The following is a 26413-nucleotide window of genomic DNA, read 5'->3' on the forward strand; positions in this document are numbered from 1 at the left end:
CTCCTCAAAAAGGCTCTGTTTTTAATTTATTCATCTTGTGACTGAAATCATAATAAAGACAGCTTAGATTCTTTTTTATACAAAAAATGCTAGATTTCTGTTATTTTTTGATACAAATTGAGTTAAATTTTTATTTTCAAATCATTTTTGTGTAAAAAACACTTGATTATCTAATAAGCTTAATTTCATTTACCTCATTTATACCCTCGATTAAACGTAACACGTTTTTTCAAAGATTCTTGTCACAAATTAGTGTAAAATCTTTAAAATTTTTTATGGAAGGAAGATCATGTCTCAGCTTTCTACGATCATTGAGCAAGCATTTGAAGACCGCGCAAACCTTACTGCAGCAGATTGCCCAAGCGAAATTCGCCAAGCTGTTGAAGAAGCAATTGCTGGTTTAGATAACGGTACACTTCGAGTTGCTGAAAAAATCAATGGTGAATGGGTTGTTCACCAATGGTTAAAAAAAGCTGTTTTATTATCATTTAAACTCAATGACAATAAACCAATCGAGTCATGTGATCTTCGTTTCTACGACAAAGTTGAAACTAAATTCTCTGGTTGGACTGAAGAACAATTTAAAGCAGCAGGTGTTCGTGTTGTTCCTCCTGCTGTAGCACGTCGTGGTAGCTTCCAAGCTAAAAACGTAGTGTTAATGCCTTCTTATGTCAACATTGGTGCTTACGTAGATGAAGGCACAATGGTTGATACATGGGCAACTGTAGGTTCATGTGCTCAAATCGGTAAAAATGTTCACTTGTCTGGTGGTGTAGGTATCGGTGGTGTTTTAGAACCATTACAAGCTAACCCAACCATTATTGAAGACAATTGCTTTATCGGTGCGCGTTCAGAAATCGTTGAAGGCGTTATTGTTGAAGAAGGCTCAGTAATTTCAATGGGCGTTTTCATTGGTCAATCGACTAAAATTTATGACCGCGCAACTGGCGAAATCCATTATGGTCGCGTTCCAGCAGGTTCAGTTGTTGTAGCAGGTAGCCTGCCGTCTGCTGATGGTAAATACAGCTTATATGCTGCAATTATTGTGAAAAAAGTTGATGCGCAAACACGTGCAAAAACAAGTTTGAACGATTTGTTACGCGCTGACTAATTTCAGTTTGATCAAACATCTCTACGGTCAACACTGATCGTAGAGATTTTATTTTTTATATAGTGTGGTATTTCTAGAATGGCTTCCTTACGTTCCTCTGCAATCCCTGTCTCAGACCCTGCGTCCGGTTTACGCATTACCGAGATTTTTTACTCGTTGCAGGGTGAAGCAAATGCCTCTGGCCTACCGACTGTATTTATTCGCCTAACGGGCTGTCCATTACGTTGTAGCTATTGTGATACCACTTATTCTTTTGAAGGTGGTGAACGTTTTTCACTTGAGCATATCATTGAAACAGCTACACAATTTCAAACGCCTTATATTTGTGTAACTGGTGGTGAACCTCTTGCACAGCCAAACTGTTTGATTTTATTACAACGTCTATGTGAAGCTGGCTTTGATGTTTCTTTAGAAACCAGTGGCGCGCTCGATGTCTCAAAAGTAGATTCGCGTGTTTCTAAAGTTCTCGATTTAAAAACTCCAACTTCTGGTGAGGAACATCGTAACCTCATCAGCAATCTTGATCATTTGACTGCGCATGACCAAATTAAATTCGTCATTTGTAACCGCGAAGATTATGAATGGTCAAAGCAACAAGTTGAAAAATATCAACTGCATAAAAAAGTCAGTACCGTTTGGTTCTCCCCTGCCTTTGCAGTTGAAAAAGGTGCTGTTGGCCTGCCACGTCTAGCACGTGATCTGGCACAGTGGATACTGGATGATAAATTACCCGTTCGTTTCCAACTTCAGTTACATAAACTGCTGTGGAATGACGAATCAGGTCGCTAATCACTCAATAAAATAAATCATTCCGAATATGGAGAAAAATATGCGCCCTCGTGCCATTGTTTTACTTTCAGGCGGCTTAGACTCAACCACTTGCCTAGCTTGGGCACAAGCACGCTATGAATGTATTGCTATTAGTTTTATGTATGGTCAACGCTCAACCACTGAACTCGATGCAGCAAAAGCATTAACTCAACGAGCAGGTGTTGAACATCGTGTAATTAATATTGATTTGGCTAATTTAGGTGGGTCTGCACTTACAGACCATAACATTGCTGTACCAGAACAATTACAAGAAGGCATTCCTGTAACTTATGTACCAGCACGTAACACAATTTTCCTTTCATATGCCTTAGCAGCAGCAGAAGTATTCAATGCTGAAGCGATTGTTATTGGTATCAATGCCGTTGATTATTCAGGATATCCTGATTGTCGCCCTGAATTTATTGACGCTTTTGCCAATATGGCACGTTTAGCAACGAAAGCTGGCGTGGAAGGAAAACCACTTAAATTTGAAACACCCCTGTTACATTTATCCAAAGCGAATATTATACGTTTAGGGATTGAACATGGCGTAGACTATAGTCAAACGGTATCTTGCTACCAAGCAGATGCTCAAGGACGTGCGTGTGGCAAATGTGACAGTTGCCGTTTGCGTAAAGAAGGCTTTATCGAGGCCGGTGTTGCCGACCCAACACGCTATATACCGTAATAAGTAGGTAAAATTTATGAAGTTGTTAAAATCAAATCTTATTCTTTCATCTTTGTTTTCAACAGTTGCTCTTATGGCTGGTGCAGCACATGCTGCTGAAAACCCAGTTCAAGCAGCATATAAAAGTACCAACGTTAAAGGTGCATTAGTTAACGTTTGTAAAGATCAAACAGCTAAAGGCGGTAAACTCAGTTCATCTGAAGTTAGCAAATTCTGTAGCTGCCAAGTTGAAGCACAAGGTAAAGTAACTGAAGCACAAAAATGGGAAATCCAAAGTGCAATCAATGCGAAGAAAAGCCCAAGCTCTCTAGGATTTGTACAACAACAAAACCGTGATCTTAAAGCATGTTTCGGTCCTCAGTTAACAACTAAGCTTGAAAAATTAACTGAAGATGCTATGAAAGCAGCTCAACAACAAGCTCCTAAAAAATAAGCTTTTGTTATTCCAAATTAAGCCTGCATTTATGCAGGCTTTTTTGTAGCTCTGTTAAAATAAAATCGATCTTGACCAATTCATTTGAAATAAACCATGCAAGAACAATGGAAAACCAACGCAATTAACAAACCGTCTATTGTCTCATTTAGTGGGGGTAAAGACAGCTCCCTTGCACTCTACCAGGCAATGCAAACTGGTATGGTTAGTGGACTAATTGTCATGCTAGAAGAACAAGGCCAGCGCTCTCGTTCACATGCTATGCCACTTGATATTATTCAAGCTCAAGCTGAAGCAATCGGCCTACCAGTATTTATGGCTTCATCAAGCTGGAATGACTATGAAGCTAAATTTATTGAATTACTCACTCAGGCAAAACAACAAGGTGCCGAGGTACTCGTTACAGGTGACCTTGATATGCCTGAACATGGGTGTTGGCATGATCGGATCACTCAACAAGTGGGACTCAAATTAGGCATGCCTCTTTGGTTACGTCCACATCGTGAGGTTGTTGAAGAGTTTATCAATCTTGGTTTCCGTAGTGTCATTGTGACAGTGAACTTAAAACTAGGCATGACAATTGAAGATTTAGGAAAAACTTTAACCTTAGAATATATCCAAGAACTTGAGAATCGCGGTATTGATCCATGTGGTGAAGGCGGTGAATTTCATACCACTGTGATTGATGGACCAATTTTTAACAAACCAATTCCTGTAAGAAAGCTCGATATTGTTTATCATGAAGAATATGCTTTTTTACCACTTGAATTAGATCAAATTTAGCTTTTTGAAGGATGAGAAATGACTGAGAATATTCAATTACCAAATCAGGTTTTCCCTACTACCCACGGTGAAGTGAACTTGGCCGAGGTTGAAAATGAATGGTTAATCATTTATTTCTACCCAAAAGATTCAACCCCTGGATGTACAACACAAGCAGTCGGTTTCTCTTGTTTAAAAGACCAATTTGAAGCTTTAGGTACACGTATTTTCGGTGTTTCACGCGACTCGGTAAAAGCCCATCAAAACTTTACTGAAAAACAAGCGCTCACGATTGACCTCATTAGCGACAAAGAAGAAGTGCTCTGTAATCATTTTGATGTCATTAAAGAAAAAAATATGTATGGCAAAAAAGTTATGGGAATTGAACGCTCTACTTTCATTTTCCATAACAAAACCTTAGTTAAAAGCTACCGTAAAGTCAAAGCAGCAGGACATGCTGAACAAGTACTTGAAGACCTAAAAGCCCTTCAATCGGCTTAATAAACGTATGCAATAAAAAAGCGAGTATCGAACTCGCTTTTTTATTGCAAAGAATTGCTCAATAATTTGACTTTGGCGTATGATAAAAACATTAGAATAATTATTTTAAGGCGTTCACATGAGTCTACTCAAAAATTACTCTTTACTGCCTTTGACTCTTTTTATCGGTGCATGTAGTGCAAATACATTACCCATGCCAACCGACACCACCCCATCAATTACTCAAATTCAGAAAACTGCCATTGAAATAAGCTGCCAAGATTTACAAAACCCAGCTTATCAACAGGCCATACTTAATACAATTAACCAGATCCGCCAACAACCACGCCAGTGTGGTCAACAGTTTTTCCCTGCTGCTAAACCGCTGAGTTGGAATAATAATTTATATAAAGGTGCACTTTCTCATAGTGAAGATATGGCAAAACATAACTTTCTGGGACATGTGAGTTCAACAGGACTAGACTTAAAGTCACGTTTGAAACGCTATAATACTCTCGGCAAAGCCAATGGTGAAAATGTCGCTAGCGGTCAGAAAACTTTGAGCGAAGTTATGTCTAAATGGCTGCCGAGTCCCCTACATTGTAGTAATCTAATGAACCCCAAATTCACAACTTACGCAATCGCTTGTGCTTCCGATCAGTCTGCAAAGCAAAAGAGCTATTGGACTCAACAATTTGGTACACGTTAAAAGGAAAAAATGATGCAATCAGGTTCAATCACCCCAATTTTAAGAATTTTTGATGTTGATTTGGCCCAATCATTTTATCTTGAATTCTTAGGTTTTCAACTTGATTGGCAACATCAATTTGAAGATAACTTTCCGCTATATCTACAAATTTCCAAAGATGATTGCGTTATTCATTTATCTGAGCATTTTGGAGATGCAAGCCCACATAGTGCAATCCGCATTTATTGGGAACCTATTTACGAGCTGCATAGTGAATTGAGTCAAAAAGATTATAAGTTCGCCAAACCTCAAGTTGAAAAAACAGATTGGGAAACACTTGAACTCAGTATCACCGATCCGTTTTCCAACCGAATTATCTTTTGGGCAGATGCTTAATCATTCAGTCCGCTAAAATTTGATAATGGAAAACTTTCGCTATAATCCTCCATTTATCGTCTTCTAGTACAAATGTAAGAGCATCATAAAAATATTTAGGGTGAATAACACATTCAACATGTACCATCGCCAAGCGTTCATTAATCAAATTGATTGAACTGATTTTATCCTGTCGTGTTTGTCTCTTTGAAGCTGGAGAAATCCGACTCGCAACAATCGGAAAATATTCAGCCATACTAAGTCGCAATATAGGCTGTTCAGTTACATTCATATACACAGCATCAGGATGAAAAACATCACTCAAAAGTTGTACATCACAAAAATACAAACCATCAAAGTATTTATCTAGCTGGCACTGAATCGCTGCAATAGGATTATTTTGCATTTTTATATACTCAAACTTTGTCTTTTTCGTATCGTAGAAACAGTTTCACCTGCAACACCCCAATTATCAGTTTCAACTTCATCAATTACCACAAATGTAGTAGCAGGATCTTTATTAAGCACACGAACCATAAGCTCAGTTGCTTCTTGAATTAATTGCTGTTTTTGCTGTATTGAAACATTTTCTTTGGTAATTTGAATTAAGATATAAGGCATATCTCTCCCCTTTTATACTTTTCTTTAATAATGAAAAATTAGGCTGCTTCAGCTGAAATTGCATCTTGAACCGTTTGACGCTCAGAAATTCTCTTCATAAAACTTGTTAAATGAATGAAGTGTGCTAAATCAAGACCAATAAAATCAGCCCAGCGTGTCACCACAAAAAGATAAATATCAGCAATCGTAAAGTTGCTTCCTGTTAAGTAATTTTGCCCATTTAATTGTTGATCGACCCACGTATAGTGCTTATTGAGAGTTGTTCTATATACAGTTTTACATTGTTTATTATAGGCCTCATTGAAAAATGGCGAATATGCTTTATGAATTTCCGAAGCAATAAAGTTCATCCATGAAAGAATCTCGTAACGGTCGGCCGTATTTATTTCAGCTAATAAATCTTTCCGAGAAGATTGGTCAACGAGAAACTGGCTAATCACAGCACCTTCTGTTAACAATGAACCATCATCGCACTGCAATAAAGGCACTTGTCCTTTTTTATTGAGTTGATAAAAGTCTGTACCCAATTCCGTTAAATGCTGGTGTAAATCTACTTTGATCAATTCAAATGGAAATCCAAGCTCTCTTAAAACAATATGTGGAGCTAAAGAACAGGCATTGGGTGAATAAAAAAGTTTCATAAAATAACTCCATACAAGGTATGAAAATCATCTTATTGTTTACTTTTATGTGCTTAAATAGCCCATAAATCAAATCATTTTTTACATGGTGTAATAAATGGCTCAACAGCTAAAAAGAATGATGTTTAGTAGCGTAGAGCTATTTTGCTTAGTTGCAGAAAATGAAAGCTTTTCTAAAGCTGCACTTCATGCTGGTGTTAGTCCCGCAGCTGTAAGCCGTTCAATTGCACGATTGGAAAAGCATTTAGCAACACAGCTTTTTGTGAGAACGACTCGACAAGTACGTTTAACGCCACAAGGAAAAATGTACTTTGAAGAATGCAAACAAGCATTAAACCAAATTTTAGAAGCTGAGCAACAACTCAAAAACCAAAAACAACAACCATCAGGTTTAATTCGAATCAGTGTACCCACACCTTATGGGCATTACCGAATACTGCCCTTATTAGCAAAATTCTCGCAGCAATATCCAGCCATCGAAGTTGATGTTCAACTAACTAATAAAAATGTGGACTTTATTGCGGAAGGATATGATTTAGCGATTCGCGGGCGACTATTTGCTGATTCAAATTTGATTGCACGTCAACTCGAACAAGCCGAGCTGATTGTGGTGGCATCGCCGCAGTATTTAAGACAATTCGGCACACCACAAAGCCTTGAAGATTTACAGCATCATCAATGCATTCAATTTGTGCTACCCAGCACAGGAAAAAATGTACCGTGGCTATTCAATTCAAATCATCAAATTATTGAATATCAAAGCACAGGTAAGATCCGCTGTTTAGACGATATTTTAGGTACAGTTGCCCTAGCAAAATATAGTGCAGGATTATTACAAACCTATCGTTTTATAGTAGAAAAAGAGCTTAAAAATGGAGAATTGATTGAAATTCTTACAAAATTTTCAGGAACTTCACGTCCCTTTTCTCTACTCTACCCACTCAAAAAACACGAATCTTTTCATATTCGTGTTTTTATCGATTTTCTGATTAAAGAATTAAAACCACAAGCTGATTTAATTTAAATTACTTTTATCATCTATAAGATATTTGCGCTGTAATTCAGCATAAACTTCTGTATTCTTAAATTCATCTAAAAATCGAATGGTTCCTACAGGAAAAAATTCAGTTTGAATTTCACCACGATAATAAGCCTCACGCATCGGGGTAGCTGAAATAGAATCTTTCAAACTATCAAGCTCAACCATAATCCATTCAGGGAAAAGTTTTAAATAGTAAGAAGACTCATCTTTAAAATGCCCAATTAAACCCACTTTTGAGTTCGGTTCAATCACGCCATTCACTAAAGATTTGACTTGTTTCACCCATTTTTCATCATTATAAACATCGACCACATGCACAAATTTAATACGTTTTTGCTCATCTAATGAAAAATTAGATAAAATCATTTGCTCTCGTTCAATCGCAAGAAATGGATTTTTAATATTACGTTCCATTTGCGCAGAGCCTAATGCCAAAACCACATAGTGGCTTTGCTGTAAGGCAATTTCAATTGTCTGCATATGAGCCAAATGAAATGGTTGAAAGCGACCTATAAAAACGAGATAGTCAAATTTATACATAATTAGATTTTCACTTTTTATGAACTCATCAGTAACGCTCATTACAAAAAATATGCGCCATAATGAGAACCTAAAAATTAACAACGTGGTTTAAAGCAAGGATAGTACGATGACACTTAGCTGTATTCAACAACCTCATCAACATTTAAACGCAAATTTAGAAGGTGGCGTACTCACCTTAGCCATAAATCGCCCAGATGCAAAAAATGCATTGTACGGCGAACTTTATTTATGGATTGCCAAAGCACTGAATGAAGCCGATCTCAATAAAGAAGTTAGAGTAGTCGTTCTACGCGGTGTAGAACAAGATTTTACAGCTGGCAATGACATGAAAGATTTTATGGGTTTTGTACAAAATCCTAACATCGGCCCAGCGGGAGAAGTCCCACCATTCGTTTTACTTAAAGCCGCTGCCAAATTATCAAAACCACTTATCATTGCGGTAAAAGGCGTTGCAATTGGTATTGGCGTTACAATTTTATTGCATGCAGATCTAGTTTTTGCTGACAACACCGCTCTTTTCCAAATTCCATTTGTAAGCCTAGGTCTTTCTCCAGAAGGTGGCGCAAGTCAATTACTTGTTCAACAAGCTGGCTACCATAAAGCAGCTGAGCTGCTATTTACTGCGAAAAAGTTTAATGCAGAAACAGCGGTGCAAGCAGGTTTAGTCAATGAAGTAGTTGAAGATGCTTATGTTTCAGCTCAACAAACTGCTCAACAATTAACGGCCTTGCCTCTTGCATCTTTAAAACAAACCAAAGCACTCATGAAGCATAATTTAGAACAAATTATTGAATGTGTTGATCATGAAGCTGAAATCTTTATGCAACGTGTGCGCTCACCGGAAATGCTAGAGGCTGTTCAAGCATTTATGCAAAAACGTAAACCAGATTTCTCTCAGTTTAATTAAAATCAATTTCTATGATTTGAATAAACTCAAAGGCAGGCTCTTCATAAGGATGGCTTGCCTTTAAAGACTTCGCTACCGCACTTGCTTTTTCTTCAAGCACAATTGTTTCAACACGCCACTCATCAACTTGTTCAAGTTCATCTAGCTGCCCAATATAGGGAGCAGCTCCTTTAACTGGCTTAAACTGCCCTATTCCTTTCACTTGCCATGCGCAGTGTTCATAATTACCGATACCACCTGCACCAGCAGCAAATATGGCTTGTTTAGTTAATTCAAGATGTGAATCAGGTACGTAATAAATCAGCTTTAACATAACAAGAATGACTCAAAACTTTATGAATTAGATTTAGATCATACCGTTAAGAAAGCTTTAGAAGCAAAGTCAGCTCATCATTGCTAAATAATTTGCTCCAATAAAAAGTATTTGAATAGCAAGCGCCAAGCCAAATAAGCGCCAGCCCTTATCTTTTTTATAAAACATTTTTATATGATTTTCATTTTTCATCATTTTGATCTCCGATTTTTATCGTTGTTACAGAGAAAGCAAAAATTGAACCAACCTCGAACCGAGCATACTGCGATAAATAGCTCTATGTCTATAGTCTTGTAAGTTATCTAAAACGTTTAAAAGAACAGCACTCATCCATATGCAACTCTTAGTCTGAAGAAAATTTTAAAATTCAGTAATCTATCTTCATCTTTATAATTTTAAGCATCCGATTTCTTTAAATATCTATTCTCATATATTGTCATAGCAAAAGCTAAACCACACAAAATCACAAAACCACAGGTCATTGGAATCAATGTACCGTTATATAACTGCCCAATGATAGAAGCAAGAATAAGTGACAATACAGAGGAAGCTGCACCAATAATAGCCGATGCCATTCCAGCAACATGCCCCATCGGCTCCATGGCAATCGCATTTAAATTACCAAAGAGCGTTCCAAACAATAAAAACAAAATACAGGCATAAAGCATAAACATCCAAAATGATACCGTTACACCCGCAAGTTGAATTAACAAGAAAATCAAAGAAATTAAGCACAGTCCAAGAAAGCCATAAATACAGATTGGACGCATACCAAACTTCATGACAATTTTAGAGTTTGTAAATGATGCGATTCCCATCACACCCGCAAGCACAGCAAAGTAAGCACTAAACTCTTGCCCTGTTTTACCAAACTGCTGCATAAAAATTTGCTGTGACGTTCCTAAATAACCAATAAATCCACCAAAACAGAATCCAGCACACAATAGATAGCTCATGGTGGTTTTATTACTTACGACCTCTTTAAAGCCTTCCTTAAATGCATGTAGACGCATGGGTAAACGATTTTCGGGAAGTAAAGTCTCTTCTAGTCGCAAAGCGACCCATGCTCCCACAACTGTGGCATAGACCATATATAAAACAAAGATTTCACGCCAACCAAAGAAATGAATAATGAGTTGCCCCAAACTTGGTGCAATTGCTGGAGCAACCATAAACACCATCATAATTAAAGACATGATGCGAGCCATTTGAGCTCCGCTGTATTTATCTCTAACGATTGAAATAGAAGCAACGTAAGGCCCTGACACTCCAATACCTTGAATAAAGCGCCCAACTAAAAACCACTCAAAACTTTGTGTAGAAAAGCACAATAAACTTCCCAGAAAATAAATAATAATTCCTGTGAATAAAATCCGTTTACGCCCGATCGCATCAGATAATGGACCTGCAATGAGCTGCCCGATTGTCATTCCAGAAAAAATACCAATGATGACCCATTGCGACTGGTTATTATTTTTTAATTCAAAAATACGTCCAATCTCACCTAAAGCTGGTAAAACTGCATCAATAGAAAAAGAAACAATCGACATGAGTAATGCCATGAGCAAAGCAAACTCACGAAAATGGATTTTTGATTTCATTTTTCTTCTCCACTATTTTTAATATTCTAGTACACATAAATAAGCCACCTTACGGTGGCTTATTTCAATCTTTACATTAACCAATAAACTTACGCGCATTTCGGAACATACGCAACCATGCACCGTCTTCAGTCCACTCTTCTGGTTTCCAAGAATGCTGAAGCGCACGGAAAGTACGTTCTGGGTGCGGCATCATAATGGTTGCACGACCGTCTTTAGAAGTCACACCAGTAATCGCTTCAGGTGAACCATTTGGGTTCAATGGATAGTGCTGAGTTGGGTTACCAAGGCTATCAACATAGCGTAATGCCACTTGGTTAGCTGCGTTCAAGCTTGCAATGCTAGCTTCACTTGCAACAGCACGACCTTCACCGTGTGCAACAGCAATCGGTAAGATTGAACCTTCCATACCATCAAGCAATACAGAAACAGATTTTTCAACACGAACGTTTACGCTACGAGCTTCAAAAACTTCTGACATATTGCGGTGGAAACGCGGCCAGTGTTCAGCACCAGGAATAAGTGGCGCTAATTGTGACAACATTTGACAACCATTACAGATACCTAAGCTGAACGTTTCATCGCGATGGAAGAATTGTTCAAACTGATCACGTAATTTAGCATTGAACAATACTGATTTTGCCCAACCACCACCAGCACCCATTACGTCACCGTAAGAGAAACCACCACAAGTCACCAAACCTTCAAAATCACTCAGGCTAACACGACCAGCAAGTAAATCACTCATGTGCACATCAACAGTATTGAAACCAACCTTATCAAAGGCTGCCGCCATTTCAATATGACCGTTTACACCTTGCTCACGCAAGATTGCCATATTTGGGCGACGTGTGTTGATAAACGGCGCTTCAACAGGTTCATTCAAGTCGAATGTTGGTTTAGCAATCAAACCTTGATGCGCATTATCAGTAATTAATGAAAATTCCTGATCAGCAGTTTCTACATTATCACGTAGACGTTGGATCTGATGAGATACCTCAGACCAAGCTTGTTGTAATTCAGCACGATCTAAAGTTAAACCATTTACAGATAATTGATCTGAGTTATTTACACGACCAACTACAGCAATTGCATCTTTCAAGCTAGAAGCAGCGATTTCTGCTTGTAAAGCTTCCCAATCAGTTGCTTTGATTTGAAGTACTGCACCAATTTCTTCTGCAAACAAACTTGCTTGAGTTTGGTCTTCTAATGCAACACCTAAACGCGCAGCAAACATCATTTCAGCTACAGAGGCTAATAAACCACCATCACCGATGTCATGGTAAGCCTGAATCAAGCCACGGTTGTTCCAGTCTTGGATTAAAGCAAAGAACGCTTTGAAATCATCAAAACTATCAACGTCAGGAGTGATTGAACCGATTGCTTTATATACTTGCGCAAGAATCGAACCACCTAAACGGAACTGACCTTTAGATAAATCAATACGTACAAGTACTGAATCTTCTAAATTTTTAAGTTCAGGTGTTAAGGTCTTACGAACATCTGTCACTGGAGCAAACGCAGTGATTACACCTGTCATTGGAGAAGTTACGGCTTTATCTTCACCGTCGTCATTCCAAGTTGTACGCATTGAAAGTGAGTCTTTACCTACTGGAATCGCAATTCCCAAAGCAGGACACATTTCCATACCAATTGCTTTCACGCCTTCAAACAATGCTTGGTCTTCGCCTTTTTGACCAGCAGCAGCCATCCAGTTTGCAGAAAGTTTGATATCACTAATTTGTTCAATGTTCGCACATGCAATATTGGTAATTGCTTCAGCAACTGCTAAACGAGCAGATGCCGCTGGATTTAACAATGCAACTGGTGGACGTTCGCCCATTGCCATTGCTTCACCAGTGAAACCTTGCAAACTTGTTGTTGTTACTGCTGCATCTGCAACAGGAACCTGCCAACGACCAACCATTTGGTCACGTGCAACCATACCTGTAATTGAACGGTCACCAATGGTAATCAAGAATGACTTAGACGCAACTGTAGGATTTTTCAATACACGGAAAATCGCATCTTTCAAATCAACTTTTGAAACGTCGAAATCATCACCACTACGTTCAATAGTTTCATAAGAACGTTGCATACGTGGTGTACCACCAAGCATTACTTGCATTGGGATATCAACAGCATCGTTTTGGAACAATGGATCTTCAACTGTTAAGTGACGTGCTTCAGTTGCTTCACCTAACACAGCAAATGGACAACGCTCACGGGCACAGATTGCTTCGAACTGATCCAAAGATTCTGGGCGAATTGCGAGAACATAACGTTCTTGTGCTTCATTTGACCAGATTTCCATTGGGCTCATGCCCGGCTCTAATGAAGGAATCTTACGAAGATTAAGTACCGCACCTAACTCATGGTCATTCACAAGTTCAGGCATAGCATTTGATAGACCACCAGCACCAACGTCGTGTACAGAAACGATTGGGTTGAAGTCTTCTAAACGCCAGCAAGTATCAATCACTTCTTGACAACGGCGTTCCATTTCTGGGTTTTCACGTTGTACAGATGCGAAATCAAGGCTTTCACCCATTGTACCGCTATCTACTGAAGATGCAGCACCACCACCAAGACCGATCAACATTGCAGGGCCACCCAATACAATGAGTAAATCACCTGGTTGAATCGCATCTTTTTCTACATGGTCTGGACGGATATTACCGTAACCACCAGCGATCATGATTGGCTTATGGAAGCCTTTCACTTCACCATTTACATTCTGTTCGAAAGTACGGAAATAACCATTTAATGCAGGACGACCGAATTCATTGTTAAATGCCGCGCCACCTAATGGACCTTCAATCATGATTTGTAATGGCGATGCCATACGTGAAGGTTTACCGTAGTTTTCTTCCCAAGGTTGTTCAAAACCAGGAATGTTTAAGTTCGAAACTGTGAAACCTGTTAAACCAGCTTTTGGTTTACCACCACGGCCTGTTGCACCTTCATCACGGATTTCACCGCCTGAACCAGTTGCAGCACCAGCAAATGGAGAAATTGCTGTTGGGTGGTTATGAGTTTCAACCTTCATTAAAATATGAGCAGCTTGGCTCTTATATTTATAAACAAAGTGACCATTTTCATCCGCTTTCGGATAAAAACGCATCGTGTCATAACCCACAATCACTGAAGCGTTATCTTTATAAGCAGATAACACATCAGTTGGAGATTCTTTATAAGTATTTTTAATCATCTGGAACAATGATAATGGTTGTTTTTCACCATCAATTGTCCATTCAGATCCAAAGATTTTATGACGACAGTGCTCAGAGTTTGCCTGTGCAAACATCATCAACTCGATGTCATTTGGATTACGACCAAGCTTACCGAATGCTTCAGTTAGGTAATCAATTTCTTGTTCAGATAACGCAAAACCAAACTCATTATTCGCCTTAACCAAAGCTTCTTTGCCTTGACCTAAGATATCAATTGAATTTAATGGTTTTGGTGCCGTTTCTGAAAATAATGCTTTTGCATCATCAATTTGAGCAAAAACTGTTTCTGTCATACGGTCATGAAGTACTTGTTTAACTTCATTAGAAAGTTCAGAAACACCTTTTAACGTAAATAAAAGGCCACGTTCTAAACGATGCACTGGCGTATTACAGTTTTTGAAAATATCAGTTGCTTTAGAAGACCAAGGTGAAATAGTACCCACACGTGGTGTAACTAAAATCTGAATCTCATCACTTGCAGATTGACGAAGTTCAAAAGACTCACCGTCATTCAATAATTGCAAAGCAGATTGATGTTGCTGCTCGTTGAGCGCTTGATCAAACAAATAGACCCATTGGCTGTCAAAAGATTGAACAGAACTAATTGACGATAAACGTGTTAATAGTTGAGCTTTCTTAAAAGAAGAATGTGCTGCTGCACCGGCCACGATAAACATGTTGATTTTGGCTCCACGGGCAGGTCTTGTGAACCTTACCGCAATGTGACTTTAGAGAGAGCGCACATTCTACTGCTTCTTGCTAAAATCAGCTAGATGTAGAATCAGTATTCTGTAACCTAATTCTGCAAGAAGTGATTAGTTTTTTGTTCAAAATCATTTTTTTAGGCATTCTAGCTAAAAATAAATTGTTTCATGTTTGTTCAATAACATAATAAAACCTGAACTAAGACAAACTATGTCGCACCAAGCTAGTGCTTTTAACTTTTTTTTGGCATGATCAGGTTTTACAGTTTTGAATAATGATAAATGGAACAAATGCGTTGGTTAGAGCTGCTTTCTGCAGTTCGTTTAGGTAGTAAAAAAAGCAGTACAGAACTGGCTCGTAGCCCATTCCATAAAGATTATGACCGCATTATATTTTCTCAAAGTTTTCGTCAGCTAAACCGTAAGACGCAAGTTCACCCACTCGCACAGCATGATGGCATTCATACCCGTTTAACTCACTCACTTGAAGTTTCCTGTATTGGCCGCTCAATGGGCATGCTCGCAGCAGAAAAAATAAAAAATGAATTACCTGTCTGGATTTCTCCTGCCGATGTCGGTGCAATTATTCAAGCAGCCTGTCTGGCTCACGATATTGGTAACCCACCTTTCGGACATGCGGGTGAATATGCAATTCGTGAGTGGTTCGATGATGCCTCACATGATGATTTTTTAAAAAAATTAAGTCCAGAAGAAGAAGCCGATGTTCGTCAGTTTGAGGGTAATGCTCAAGGATTACGTTTATTAAGCCGCATTGATTATCATCCAAATGATGGCGGGATGCGCTTAACCTATGCAACCTTAGGCGCTTATTTAAAGTATCCATGGCTTTCAAAAACCATTGCTTCACAAGGTGATCGCCCTTCCCATCAGCGAGCAAAATTTGGTTGTTATCAGTCTGAAAAAGAAATTTTAAAACAGATTGCTGAACAGCTCGGACTTATTCAGTTAGGTGAATATCATTATTGCCGTCACCCACTGACCTACTTATTAGAAGCCGCTGACGACATTTGCTATGCCTTAATTGACTTAGAAGATGGCATTATCTTAAATATGCTGAGTTACCAAGAAGTTGAACCAATTTTCTTAAACCTCATTGCCGATTATGGTCAGCCTGAAGAATTGTCACACCCAGACAGTACGTGGCAACAAAAGATTTCAGCATTACGTGGTCGTGTCATGAAACGTCTTGTGGATGAAGTTACTACAGCTTTTGCTAAACATCATTATAAAATTATTACCGGTCAGCTTAAAGGTAACCTTTTACAATATTGCTCACCCGATATTGCCATTGGTATCGAAACAGCCAAAAATCTGGCACGTGACAAAATTTTTGAACATCCACAAAAGTCTGGTTTAGAAATTATTGCGCATCAAAGTTTACAGACTATTTTGGATGCATTTGTACCTTTGACCACACCACATAAATCTTTGAGCTTTAAAGAACAACGTTTAATGTCTATCCTTAATCTGTATGGTGCTAACTTTAGCAATAATCACTACAGTAATATTATGCAAGTACTCGATATTATCAGTAAGTTCTCAGATCATCAGGCTTATAGCTTGGCTCAAGAGTTACAAGGTAATAAAATTGGCTTGTTTTAAGCTGGCTTGATATAGAAAGAAATAAAACCTGTGTCGTTTTCAATGAATGTTAGAACGACCAGATTTACAGTTATGAATAAGTGAAACTACTCTATGATCGGATGTTTAATTGGCGAAGTGTTTGCCCTAGAAGCCCCTACTGTCTTACTGAATGTAAATGGTGTGGGTTATGAAATTGATACGCCACTTTCAACATTTTGCCAATTACAAAAAGGCCAAAAAGTTACGTTATGGACGCATTTGGTTGTCCGTGAAGATGCTCAACAGCTTTACGGTTTCAGTGATGCTCAAGAAAAAATAATTTTCCGCACCTTATTAAAAGTAAATGGTGTCGGTCCGAAAATGGCATTAGGGATTCTATCGACGTTAAGTGTTGAGCTACTGGTGCATACAATTGAACATGACGACATCAACACGTTAATAAAAGTCCCGGGCGTTGGCAAAAAAACAGCCGAGCGTTTAATGATTGAACTTCGTGACCGTTTCAAAACATTGGCTCAAGGAACTTCTTCTTCGACTACCCTGCCTCAAATTCAGTTTGCTGCAAACTCTCCTGTGGCAGAAGCAGAAGCAGCTTTGCAATCTTTAGGTTACAAGCCACTTGAAGCACAAAAAGCTGTTGCTGCTGTTAAAGCCGATTACACCGAATCAGCCGATATTATTCGCGCTGCTCTAAAATCAATGATGAAGTAAAACACTTATGCAAGACCGTTTAATCAGTGGAGCAGAAAAACCAGAAGATCATTTTGATCGGGCGATTCGACCAACTTCACTTGCCGACTATATTGGGCAACCTGTAGTACGCGAACAAATGGAAATTTTCATTGGCGCTGCTCGCGGTCGTGGTGAAGCACTCGATCACACGCTGATTTTTGGTCCACCCGGCTTGGGTAAAACCACACTTGCCAACATTATTGCGCGTGAAATGGGCGGTAATCTTAAATCTACTTCGGGGCCAGTTTTGGAGCGTGCGGGCGACTTAGCTGCAATGCTTACCAACCTTGAAGAAGGCGATGTCTTGTTCATTGACGAAATTCACCGTCTTTCTCCAGTTATTGAAGAAATTCTTTACCCAGCGATGGAAGACTACCAACTGGATATCATGATTGGTGAAGGTCCTGCTGCTCGCTCAATCAAACTGGATTTACCACCTTTTACACTCGTCGCTGCGACTACACGTGCGGGCTTACTTACGTCACCACTACGTGACCGTTTCGGTATTGTGCAACGTCTTGAGTTTTACTCTGTAGAAGACCTAACTCACATCGTGTCGCGCTCTGCAAACTTAATGAATGTGCCAATTACAGTTGAGGGTGCAGAAGAAGTTGCACGCCGTGCACGTGGAACACCTCGTATTGCCAATCGTCTATTACGTCGTGTGCGTGACTATGCACAAGTAAAAGGTACAGGTGAAGTGACACATGACATGGCGCAACGTGCTCTTGATATGCTCAATGTTGATAAGGCAGGCTTAGACACCCTAGACCGACGTTATTTGAGCATGCTACTAGAGCGTTTTGATGGTGGTCCTGCTGGAGTTGAAGCGCTAGCAGCAGCAATGGCTGAAGATAGCGGCACTCTTGAAGACGTTCTTGAACCGTATTTAATTCAACAAGGTTATGTCATGCGTACTGCTCGAGGCCGTATTGCTACCAATCAATCTTACTTACAGTTTGGACTGACCCCACCTGAGCCTAAAAACTAGCCAAAGGAAGAGAATTTTCTCTTCCTTTTTTTAATTTAACTATTCTATTTAACTAAAATAATAATTGTCTTATCAATCAATTAACGACTCTATACCTTTTAAGTCTTTCTTTATACCTTATTGATTTTTTAATATTTTTAAAAACTGAATTATAAGAAATTAAATCTTATGAACAATAATATTTCTAGGATAAGGACATGTATAAGAAAGCCGCTTTATTTTTGCCACTCACCTTAATGACTCAGCTAAGCCTAGCAGATTGGGTCAATGATGCTGCTCAACAAAATGAAAATCAGATTATTCAGCTAAGACAAAACATTCACCAACATCCTGAACTGGGCAATATGGAGTTTAAAACATCTGCCCTTGTTCAAAAAGAATTGAAATCTTATGGCATTCAGGTCAAAACTGGTTATGCAAAAACTGGCGTAATCGGCATTTTAAAAGGCGACAAACCCGGCCCTATCATCGCACTTAGAGCTGATATGGATGCTCTGCCAATGGAAGAAAAAAGCGGCCTACCCTTTGCAAGTAAACAAAAAGCAATTTATCAAGGTAAAGAAACTTATGTGATGCATGCTTGCGGACATGATGCACATACTGCAATGTTATTAGGCGCAGCAAAAATTCTGGCTGCTAATAAAAATAAAATATCGGGCACAGTTGTTTTTGTTTTCCAACCTGCTGAAGAAGGTGGTGCAGATATAGATAACTTTACTCATGGCGATCAAATCGGTTCTAGAAAAATGATCGCAGACGGCGCCTTTAAAGACTATAAGCCAGAAGCTATTTTTGGAATGCATGTCATGGCAGGCATGAAAAGTGGACATCTCTATTATAAAGATGGGGCCATTTTAAATAGTGCAGATCACTTACGTATTCAGGTTAATGGCAAACAGGTCCATGGCTCTACCCCATGGTTAGGCAAAGATCCAATTTATGCATCTGCACTGATGATTAATAATTTACAAAGTCTTATTAGCCGAAGAACAGATCTGACTGAAGGTATGGGCGTAATCAGTATCGGCAATATTCAAGGCGGCACTGCAGGAAATGTAATTCCTGAACAGGTCAATATGATCGGGACTATTCGCTCCAATAACGAGCAAATAAGAAATAATATCTTAAAAAGCTTACCAGTCATGATAGAGCATAATGCTCAAGCCAATGATGTAACTGCTAAAGTTGAAATTGCACCTTATGCACCAGTGACCATGAATGATAAAACCCTTACTCAACTTATTCAGCCAACTTTAGCCAAAGTTGCTGGAGATTCAAAGTTACATGTTTTAGATCATAATGCGAGTGCAAGTGAAGATTTTGCATATTATGGCAAACTGATGCCATCATTCTTTGTTTTCTTAGGAGCTACCCCAGAAAATCAAGATTTAAGTCAGGCTGCACCGAATCACAATCCTTATTTTATTGTAGATGACAAGGCCTTAAAAACAGGAACCGAGTTACATGTAAGGTTCGTATTAGATTATCCGAATATATCAAAACAAGTTCAAACCACATGGAAACCATCATAATTTAAAAGCATGCTAGCCATAAGATGTACCGTTTTTAGACTAGAAATACAGCAATCGCAATTGAAAGGTTGTGCCATAGGACTTAGTATGCAATCTGCTAAACTGCCCCGTATTTAAAGCATATACGTGGCTTCGAATAAAATTGATGTTTTATTCAGCAGTCATATTTTAAATGCAAAGCTCTATAGTGAACTAAAACGGAATCCTCTCATGGCGAATCATTTTGAATTCAACATTCGTGTTTATATTGAAGATACGGACGCAGGTGGTATTGTTTACCATGCCAACCACATTCGCTATATGGAACGTACCCGTACTGAATGGCTCCGTGCTTCTGGCGTTGATCATTACTGGCATCAAAAAGACTACAACTTTGTCGTACACAAAATTGACGTAAAATACATGCGTCCTATTTTAATGGATGATTTAATTACTGTTACAGCACGTGTAGTTTCATGTAAAGCTGCGTCATTTGTGTTGCAACAAAATATTTATCGTGGTGAAATCTTGCTTGCTTCTGGCGAGGTTGAGTTGGCATGTTTAAGCAAAGAACTTGTAGCTCGTCGTCTTCCAGAAGAAATACGTGATCTTATTCGTAAAGAATTGGAACAAGACTAAAAAAACAACCGGCATATGTAACTATGGCAACAAACATTGAATCAACCCTGCATATTTCTGACCTTATTTTACAGGCAAGTCCAGTCGTTCAGTTGGTCATGCTAATTTTATTATTAGCATCAATCTTTAGTTGGTATCTGATTGCCAAGTTACATATGAGTTATAAAAAAGCACATCAAGAAGATGAACATTTCCAGAAAATGTTCTGGTCTGGTGCTGAACTCAATACGCTTTACAACAATGCTCAACTCAACTCAAAACGCTCAGGTCTTGAAGATATTTTTTATCAAGGGTTGAGTGAATTTTTTAAACTAAAAAAACGTCAGGCTCCTGTTTCACAAACAATTGAAGGGACTGAACGTATTTTACGTGTTGGTTTGAGTCGTGATCAGAGCCACCTAGAATATGGCTTAGGTAGTTTAGCAAGTATCGGTTCTGTAGCTCCTTATATCGGTCTATTCGGTACTGTTTGGGGCATTATGAATGCCTTTATCGGTTTAGCCGCTGTTGATCAAGTTACTCTGGCAACTGTTGCACCGGGTATTGCCGAAGCACTTATTGCAACCGCAATTGGTTTATTTGCTGCAATTCCTGCCGTATTGGCTTTTAACCATTTCACGTCTAAAAGCGAAAGTGTTTACTCTGATCGTGCTTTATTTGCTGAAGAGATGATTGCTTTATTGCAACGTCAGTCTGTGGGTTCATCACAGGAAGATGCATAATGGCAATTCAGCGTTCAGGGCGCTTTGAGCGCATAAAAAAACCACTAAAAAGTGATATGAACGTCGTACCTTATATTGACGTTATGCTCGTACTTTTGGTTATTTTCATGGTGACTGCTCCCATGATTACTAGTGGTATTAAAGTCGATTTACCTCAAGCAAATAACCATCCAATCGAATCAAAAGATATGCCTGCTATGGTAACGATTGGTAAAGATGGCAATATTTATCTTCAGTATGAAGATTACAAAGATAGTGAGCCATTATCTCGTGAAAAACTTGAAGAAGTTTTAAGCGATGCTCAAAAACAAGCTGAACAAGAAAATAAACAACTCACAGTTTTAGTCAATGGTGATAAGTCTCGTCCTTATGGAGAGGTCGTATCACTGATGGCAAGTTTACAAGAAGCAGGTTTAACTCAAGTTGGCCTTCTGACAGAGCCTTTAAAATAAGCTATGAATAAAAATCAAAAGCCACACTTTAAACAAAATGCGATTGCATTGAGCTTTACAATTGGAGTTCATGCAATTGCCATTGTTGGCTTGCTTTTTTTAGGCTTGAGTAAACCACCTGAACAGCCAAAAAAGCTAACAACTATTTTAGTTAAGCCAGAAGATTTACCCCCACCTTTAGCGAAAGAAATTGAACAAGAGACAACTGCTACAAATGAAGCAAAAGAGGTGTTAAGCCCTATTGTGGATGAAACTCTTCCTCAAAATCTTCCAGCAGTACCCCCTCCTCCGACTGCACAGCAGCTCGCTGCTGAAAAGCAAAAAGCTGAACAGGCACAACAAGCAAAATTAGCTGAACAAAAACGCAAGGCTGAAGAAGCGGCGAAAGCTAAACAAGCAACAGAGCAGCAACGTGTAGAGGAAGCACAAAAGCAGCAGGCTGAAGCTAAACGTCAAACTGAAGCTAAAGCAAGAGCGGAAGCTGAACAAAAACGCAAAGCCGAACAAAGTGCGAAAGCTGAAGCAGATGCTAAGGCTAGACAAAAAGTCGCTGAAGAGGCTAAGCGTAAAGCCGAGACCGATGCAAAGCTGAAACGTGAGGCTCAAAAGTCTGAAAATGCTAAACTTTTAGCCCAGCAAGAAGCTAAACGTAAAGCTGAAAATGATGCTAAAGCTAAACAGCAAAAGGCTAATGACGATGCCAAACGTAAAGCTGACGCCGATGCAAAAACTAAGCAGCAAAAAGCAAATGAAGATGCTAAACGTAAAGCTGACGCCGATACAAAAGCTAAGCAGCAAAAAGCAAATGAAGATGCTAAACGTAAAGCTGACGCCGATGCAAAAGCTAAGCAGCAAAAAGCAAATGAAGATGCTAAACGTAAAGCTGACGCCGATGCAAAAGCTAAACAGCAAAAAGCCAATGACGACGCTAAACGCAAAGCCGAAGCAGATGCAAAAGCTAAACAGCAAAAAGCCAATGACGACGCTAAACGTAAAGCTGACGCCGATGCAAAAGCTAAACAACAAAAAGCTGCTGACGATGCTAAACGTAAAGCTGAAGCAGAGGCTGAAGCAAAAGCTGCATCTGCTCAAAAAGCACAAGAAGAGGCAGCTCAAAAGAAAGCTGAGGCTAAAAAAGTTGCTTCTTCAGCTAGACGTGATTTTGAGCAAAAAATTCGACGCTCTTGGGATGTTCCGACAGGCAGTAGTGGTAAAACAGTTAGTGTTCGTTTTACCCTCTCAGATTCGGGAAGTGTCAATTCAATTGTAATCACGCGTTCAAGCGGAGATGATGCTTTAGATGCAAGTATTAAGGCCGCAATTCAAGCCGCAGCGCCATATCCTATGCCATCGGACCCAGATGCAAGGCGCGAAGCAAGAAGTGTTAACTCTACATTTAGAGCGCAATAATTTTGAAAGAGTTACATGCTTTAAATAGTTTAAGGCATGTAACTATGCTACAAAATCAACAGTCACAAAAATACCAGCTATGACTTTAAACTTATGAATACGAGCCGCAAACACCTGCTATCTTTAGCATTGATCACCGCTTTAAGCCCTCTTGCTTCTACAACTGCTTTTGCCCAGTTATATCTGGAAATTGCTAAAGCACCAGATCAGGCACCTAAAATTGCTATTGTCCCGTTTAACAATGACAATGGGCTCTCTCCTATTGTTGAAACTGACTTAAACCGTTCTGGACGCTTTACAAGCTCATCTAAAAATTTACCTGCTAATGCTGCAATCAATCAGATTCAAGCTTCTGACTGGCAAGCTGCCGGAATTCCATATGTAGTTACTGGACAAATTAAACAAACAGCTACTGGTTTTGAAGTTCATTACCAACTTTATGATGTACAAAAGCAGCAATACATTTTAAATGAACTTTTAAATGTACCAGCTTCACGCATACGTCAAGCTGGCCATATGGTAAGTGATGCTATTTATCAGGCACTTACAGGCATTCCGGGTGATTTTAGTGGCCGTATTGCTTATGTTCTCAGAAATCCGGCAACTCCTGCTGAACGTTATACTTTACAAATTGCAGATACGGATGGTGAACAACCAAAAACTGTTTTGTCATCTCGTGATCCAATTCTTTCTCCGGCATGGACACCTGATGCCAAGAAAATTGCTTATGTTTCGTTTGAAACCAAACGTCCAGCAATTTATTTACAAGATTTATCTACAGGGACGCGTGAAGTACTCACAAGCTTTAAAGGCCTAAATGGCGCACCAAGTTTTTCACCTGATGGCCAATCAATGCTATTTACAGCATCTATGAATGGCAACCCTGAAATCTATCAAATGGATTTATCAACTCGCCAAGTCAAACGTATGACGAACGACTCGGCAATTGATACTGAAGCACGTTATACACCAGATGGAAAATCGTTTATTTTTACTTCTGACCGTGGTGGTTCTGCTCAAATCTATCGTTATACCTTTGCTGATGGCTCAGTAAAACGTCTAACGTTTAAAGGTTCATTTAATGCACGTGGAACTTTGAGTGCAGATGGTAAAAAGATTGCTCTTGTTCATCGCCCAAGTGGCAGCAGTTATAAAGTTGCAATTCAGGACATTAATACTGGCATCACCAATATTCTTACCCCAACCAGTTTAGATGAATCACCAAGTTTCTCACCAAATGGGCAAATGGTGGTCTACGCAACTCGTGAAGGCAACCGTGGCTTGTTGTCTATTATGTCTACTGATGGACGTTTCCGTATGAATTTACCAAGTGAACAAGGTGAAGTACGTGAACCGGCATGGGCACCAAAATAACTTTTAATTCCATTGATGGAGATGATCATGAAATCAATCAAATATTTAGCTTTACCCTTTCTTAGCGTAGCACTTGTGATGACAGGTTGTGCTAGCCGCAAACCGGCAGCGACTACAGCAACTGGTACAAATCCAAGTACGGTAAACACTTCTGGTTTAAGTGAAGATGCGGCATTAAATGCTCAAAATTTGGCAGGTGCTTCATCGAAAGGTGTGACTGAAGCAAATAAAGCTGCTTTGGCTAAACGTGTTGTTCATTTTGATTATGACAGCAGTGACTTATCTACTGAAGACTATCAAACTCTCCAAGCTCACGCACAATTTCTTATGGCAAATGCAAATTCAAAAGTTGCTTTAACTGGTCATACAGATGAACGTGGTACACGTGAGTACAATATGGCTTTAGGTGAGCGTCGTGCTAAAGCTGTACAAAGTTACTTAATTACCAATGGCGTAAACCCACAGCAACTTGAAGCTGTAAGTTATGGTAAAGAAGCGCCTGTTAATGCAGGACATGATGAATCTGCGTGGAAAGAAAACCGCCGCGTTGAAATTAATTACGAAGCAGTACCTCCTTTATTAAAATAAAGAATACGCATAAAAAAAACGCTCATATTTTTATGAGCGTTTTTTTATAACAACAAAACTTAGGAAGATTTCTTTTCTTCTTCAGAATGTTGCATCGATTCAATCAAATCATGCTTATTAAAATCTTTATATTCAGGTTTTGCCTCATAATCTTTCCAAGCATCCTGAACATTCTCTTTCGAAATTTCATCTAGATTGATTGGTTCACCTGCCGTTGGGGTCGCATCAAACTTCTTTGTTGTCATTTCGATTCTCCTAAAATATACAGTCCGTTGTTATATAATCAACATACCACTTAAAATGGGGGTTGTAAGCATAAATCCAACACAAATAAAGTAAGATAATTTTTCTTTTGTGACATTCTCATCTAGAATATGCCACGTATTTATCTGACTCATTTTGATGCTTGAAGCACAGGAGCTATTTTCTATGTCCAACCTCACCTTGTCCCAATTTTTAGAACAACAAAAAGGGAATCTAACACCGGAGTTGGCTCAAGTCATCGATACTATCGCCACAACCTGTAAAACTATCGATCAAGCCTTACAAAAAGGTGCGCTCGCTGGTATTTTAGGAAGTGCTGGTAATGAAAATGTTCAAGGTGAAACACAGAAAAAACTTGATGTGATTTCTAATGACTATTTAATCGATGCATTAAAAGTTCATCCTCAAGTAGGTGGTCTTGCTTCTGAAGAGCTTGATGAGTTCACACCAGCCCAAGAAAATGGTAAATATCTGGTTTTATTTGACCCATTAGATGGCTCAAGTAACATCGATATTAATATGTGTGTAGGCACAATTTTCTCTATCCTGCCTGCAAAAAATGCGGTAACACAAGCAGAAGATTTCATGCAAGCTGGTACACAGCAAGTTGCTGCTGGTTACGTACTTTATGGCCCATCAACCATGATGGCTTTAACAGTTGGAAATGGCGTAGCATTCTTTACTTTAGACCCAGAAACTCAAACATTCTTGCTCACTACTGACAATGTTCAAGTTGCAGCAGATACTCAAGAGTTTGCAATTAATGCTTCTAATCAGCGTCATTGGGAAGATCCTGTAAAACAATATATTGATGAATTACTTGCAGGTAAAACCTCTGTTCGTGAAAAAGATTTCAACATGCGCTGGGTAGCATGTATGGTGGGTGATATTCACCGTATTTTATGCCGCAGTGGTATTTTCCTTTATCCATACGACTTAAAAGATCCGACAAAAGCGGGTCGCTTACGTTTAATGTATGAGGCGAATCCAATGAGTATGCTCATTGAACAAGCTGGTGGTGCATCAACTACAGGCCGTGTTCGCATTTTAGACATTGAACCAACAGAACTTCATCAACGAGTTCCTGTGATTATTGGTTCTAAAAATGAAGTTGAACGCGTAACAAGCTATCATTAATAATTTTAATTAATTAGGGCATCATAGTATGATGGT

Annotated in this window: 30 protein-coding genes; 21 read left to right on the forward strand and 9 right to left on the reverse strand. The window is 39.0% G+C overall.

Annotated features, from left to right (window positions below):
- Positions 1 to 289: 289 nt before the first annotated feature.
- From dapD to ASF86_RS09715, 8 genes are all read left to right on the forward strand, one after another.
- Positions 290 to 1111: a 2,3,4,5-tetrahydropyridine-2,6-dicarboxylate N-succinyltransferase gene (gene dapD / locus ASF86_RS09680; protein WP_004643678.1), complete on the forward strand. Its 822-nt coding sequence runs from the start codon at positions 290 to 292 to the stop codon at positions 1109 to 1111.
- 78 nt (positions 1112 to 1189) lie between these two features.
- Positions 1190 to 1900, forward strand: coding sequence for a 7-carboxy-7-deazaguanine synthase QueE (queE, locus tag ASF86_RS09685; protein WP_017387867.1), 711 nt, complete (start codon positions 1190 to 1192; stop codon positions 1898 to 1900).
- A 40-nt stretch (positions 1901 to 1940) separates the two neighbouring features.
- Positions 1941 to 2609, forward strand: coding sequence for a 7-cyano-7-deazaguanine synthase QueC (queC, locus tag ASF86_RS09690; RefSeq protein WP_004643680.1), 669 nt, complete (start codon positions 1941 to 1943; stop codon positions 2607 to 2609).
- A gap of 16 nt (positions 2610 to 2625) precedes the next feature.
- Positions 2626 to 3042, forward strand: coding sequence for a hypothetical protein (locus ASF86_RS09695; protein ID WP_003650267.1), 417 nt, complete (start codon positions 2626 to 2628; stop codon positions 3040 to 3042).
- Positions 3043 to 3138: 96 nt separating this feature from the next.
- The gene (locus ASF86_RS09700; protein WP_056481465.1) at positions 3139 to 3825 is read left to right on the forward strand and encodes a diphthine--ammonia ligase; all 687 of its coding nucleotides are present in this window, start codon (positions 3139 to 3141) and stop codon (positions 3823 to 3825) included.
- 18 nt (positions 3826 to 3843) lie between these two features.
- Positions 3844 to 4305 carry a peroxiredoxin gene (locus ASF86_RS09705; RefSeq protein ID WP_017387864.1) on the forward strand — a complete coding sequence of 154 codons (462 nt, stop codon included), beginning with the start codon at positions 3844 to 3846 and terminating at the stop codon, positions 4303 to 4305.
- A gap of 118 nt (positions 4306 to 4423) precedes the next feature.
- A complete protein-coding gene (locus ASF86_RS09710) occupies positions 4424 to 4993 on the forward strand; it encodes a CAP domain-containing protein (protein ID WP_056481473.1) in 570 nt (189 codons plus the stop codon).
- 12 nt (positions 4994 to 5005) lie between these two features.
- Positions 5006 to 5368: a glyoxalase superfamily protein gene (locus ASF86_RS09715; RefSeq protein ID WP_004643686.1), complete on the forward strand. Its 363-nt coding sequence runs from the start codon at positions 5006 to 5008 to the stop codon at positions 5366 to 5368.
- A 4-nt stretch (positions 5369 to 5372) separates the two neighbouring features.
- Here ASF86_RS09715 and ASF86_RS09720 read toward each other — a convergent pair whose 3' ends face one another.
- The 3 genes from ASF86_RS09720 to gstA are packed head-to-tail and all read right to left on the reverse strand — an operon-like array spanning position 5373 to position 6609.
- A complete protein-coding gene (locus tag ASF86_RS09720) occupies positions 5373 to 5753 on the reverse strand; it encodes a nuclear transport factor 2 family protein (protein ID WP_056481477.1) in 381 nt (126 codons plus the stop codon).
- Between the two features lie 2 nt (positions 5754 to 5755).
- Positions 5756 to 5968, reverse strand: a complete 213-nt coding sequence (locus ASF86_RS09725) for a tautomerase family protein (RefSeq protein WP_056481480.1) — start codon at positions 5966 to 5968, stop codon at positions 5756 to 5758.
- Between the two features lie 38 nt (positions 5969 to 6006).
- The gene (gene gstA / locus ASF86_RS09730; RefSeq protein WP_056481483.1) at positions 6007 to 6609 is read right to left on the reverse strand and encodes a glutathione transferase GstA; all 603 of its coding nucleotides are present in this window, start codon (positions 6607 to 6609) and stop codon (positions 6007 to 6009) included.
- A gap of 97 nt (positions 6610 to 6706) precedes the next feature.
- Between gstA and ASF86_RS09735 the strand changes: the two genes are divergently transcribed.
- Positions 6707 to 7633, forward strand: a complete 927-nt coding sequence (locus ASF86_RS09735) for a LysR family transcriptional regulator (protein WP_056481488.1) — start codon at positions 6707 to 6709, stop codon at positions 7631 to 7633.
- Here ASF86_RS09735 and ASF86_RS09740 read toward each other — a convergent pair.
- Positions 7625 to 8191, reverse strand: a complete 567-nt coding sequence (locus ASF86_RS09740) for a nicotinate-nicotinamide nucleotide adenylyltransferase (protein WP_081407670.1) — start codon at positions 8189 to 8191, stop codon at positions 7625 to 7627. The genes ASF86_RS09735 and ASF86_RS09740 overlap by 9 nt on opposite strands.
- A 109-nt stretch (positions 8192 to 8300) precedes the next feature.
- Here ASF86_RS09740 and ASF86_RS09745 point away from each other — a divergent pair, with 109 nt between their 5' ends.
- Positions 8301 to 9101, forward strand: a complete 801-nt coding sequence (locus ASF86_RS09745) for an enoyl-CoA hydratase-related protein (protein WP_003650247.1) — start codon at positions 8301 to 8303, stop codon at positions 9099 to 9101.
- Here the strand turns inward: ASF86_RS09745 and ASF86_RS09750 are convergent.
- The 4 genes from ASF86_RS09750 to purL form a co-directional block, all read right to left on the reverse strand.
- Positions 9094 to 9414 (reverse strand): hypothetical protein, encoded by a 321-nt coding sequence (locus ASF86_RS09750; RefSeq protein ID WP_056481493.1) that lies wholly within the window; start codon positions 9412 to 9414, stop codon positions 9094 to 9096. The genes ASF86_RS09745 and ASF86_RS09750 overlap by 8 nt on opposite strands.
- Positions 9415 to 9483: 69 nt before the next feature.
- The gene (locus ASF86_RS20165) at positions 9484 to 9609 is read right to left on the reverse strand and encodes a KGW motif small protein (protein ID WP_264753229.1); all 126 of its coding nucleotides are present in this window, start codon (positions 9607 to 9609) and stop codon (positions 9484 to 9486) included.
- Positions 9610 to 9809: 200 nt separating this feature from the next.
- The gene (locus ASF86_RS09755; RefSeq protein WP_056481496.1) at positions 9810 to 11015 is read right to left on the reverse strand and encodes a multidrug effflux MFS transporter; all 1206 of its coding nucleotides are present in this window, start codon (positions 11013 to 11015) and stop codon (positions 9810 to 9812) included.
- Between the two features lie 76 nt (positions 11016 to 11091).
- Positions 11092 to 14925, reverse strand: coding sequence for a phosphoribosylformylglycinamidine synthase (gene purL, locus ASF86_RS09760; protein ID WP_056481499.1), 3834 nt, complete (start codon positions 14923 to 14925; stop codon positions 11092 to 11094).
- A gap of 309 nt (positions 14926 to 15234) precedes the next feature.
- On the opposite strand from purL, the gene ASF86_RS09765 reads away from it, so the two are divergent.
- From ASF86_RS09765 to pal, 10 genes are all read left to right on the forward strand, one after another.
- Positions 15235 to 16575, forward strand: coding sequence for a deoxyguanosinetriphosphate triphosphohydrolase (locus ASF86_RS09765; RefSeq protein ID WP_056481502.1), 1341 nt, complete (start codon positions 15235 to 15237; stop codon positions 16573 to 16575).
- A gap of 93 nt (positions 16576 to 16668) precedes the next feature.
- Entirely contained in the window at positions 16669 to 17268 is a 600-nt protein-coding gene (gene ruvA, locus ASF86_RS09770; protein WP_056481505.1) for a Holliday junction branch migration protein RuvA, read from the forward strand.
- A gap of 7 nt (positions 17269 to 17275) precedes the next feature.
- Entirely contained in the window at positions 17276 to 18280 is a 1005-nt protein-coding gene (gene ruvB / locus ASF86_RS09775) for a Holliday junction branch migration DNA helicase RuvB (protein ID WP_004643694.1), read from the forward strand.
- Positions 18281 to 18477: 197 nt separating this feature from the next.
- Positions 18478 to 19812, forward strand: coding sequence for a M20 family metallopeptidase (locus ASF86_RS09780; RefSeq protein ID WP_056481508.1), 1335 nt, complete (start codon positions 18478 to 18480; stop codon positions 19810 to 19812).
- A 210-nt stretch (positions 19813 to 20022) separates the two neighbouring features.
- Positions 20023 to 20430 carry a tol-pal system-associated acyl-CoA thioesterase gene (gene ybgC / locus ASF86_RS09785; RefSeq protein WP_004699892.1) on the forward strand — a complete coding sequence of 136 codons (408 nt, stop codon included), beginning with the start codon at positions 20023 to 20025 and terminating at the stop codon, positions 20428 to 20430.
- A gap of 23 nt (positions 20431 to 20453) precedes the next feature.
- Entirely contained in the window at positions 20454 to 21152 is a 699-nt protein-coding gene (gene tolQ, locus ASF86_RS09790; protein WP_003650232.1) for a protein TolQ, read from the forward strand.
- The gene (tolR, locus tag ASF86_RS09795; protein ID WP_003650231.1) at positions 21152 to 21604 is read left to right on the forward strand and encodes a protein TolR; all 453 of its coding nucleotides are present in this window, start codon (positions 21152 to 21154) and stop codon (positions 21602 to 21604) included. The genes tolQ and tolR overlap by 1 nt, the downstream gene beginning before the upstream one ends.
- A 3-nt stretch (positions 21605 to 21607) precedes the next feature.
- Positions 21608 to 23014 carry a cell envelope integrity protein TolA gene (gene tolA, locus ASF86_RS09800; protein WP_056481510.1) on the forward strand — a complete coding sequence of 469 codons (1407 nt, stop codon included), beginning with the start codon at positions 21608 to 21610 and terminating at the stop codon, positions 23012 to 23014.
- A 93-nt stretch (positions 23015 to 23107) separates the two neighbouring features.
- The gene (tolB, locus tag ASF86_RS09805; RefSeq protein WP_004643698.1) at positions 23108 to 24388 is read left to right on the forward strand and encodes a Tol-Pal system beta propeller repeat protein TolB; all 1281 of its coding nucleotides are present in this window, start codon (positions 23108 to 23110) and stop codon (positions 24386 to 24388) included.
- Between the two features lie 27 nt (positions 24389 to 24415).
- On the forward strand, positions 24416 to 24976 hold the full coding sequence (gene pal, locus ASF86_RS09810) for a peptidoglycan-associated lipoprotein Pal (protein WP_004643699.1): 561 nt from the start codon (positions 24416 to 24418) through the stop codon (positions 24974 to 24976).
- 59 nt (positions 24977 to 25035) lie between these two features.
- On the opposite strand, the gene ASF86_RS09815 is transcribed toward pal, so the two are convergent.
- On the reverse strand, positions 25036 to 25221 hold the full coding sequence (locus ASF86_RS09815) for an NF038105 family protein (RefSeq protein ID WP_003650227.1): 186 nt from the start codon (positions 25219 to 25221) through the stop codon (positions 25036 to 25038).
- 184 nt (positions 25222 to 25405) lie between these two features.
- Here ASF86_RS09815 and ASF86_RS09820 point away from each other — a divergent pair, with 184 nt between their 5' ends.
- Entirely contained in the window at positions 25406 to 26377 is a 972-nt protein-coding gene (locus tag ASF86_RS09820) for a class 1 fructose-bisphosphatase (protein ID WP_017391832.1), read from the forward strand.
- Positions 26378 to 26413 lie beyond the last annotated feature (36 nt).

This window comes from Acinetobacter sp. Leaf130, from assembly GCF_001423205.1.
GTDB lineage: Bacteria > Pseudomonadota > Gammaproteobacteria > Pseudomonadales > Moraxellaceae > Acinetobacter > Acinetobacter calcoaceticus.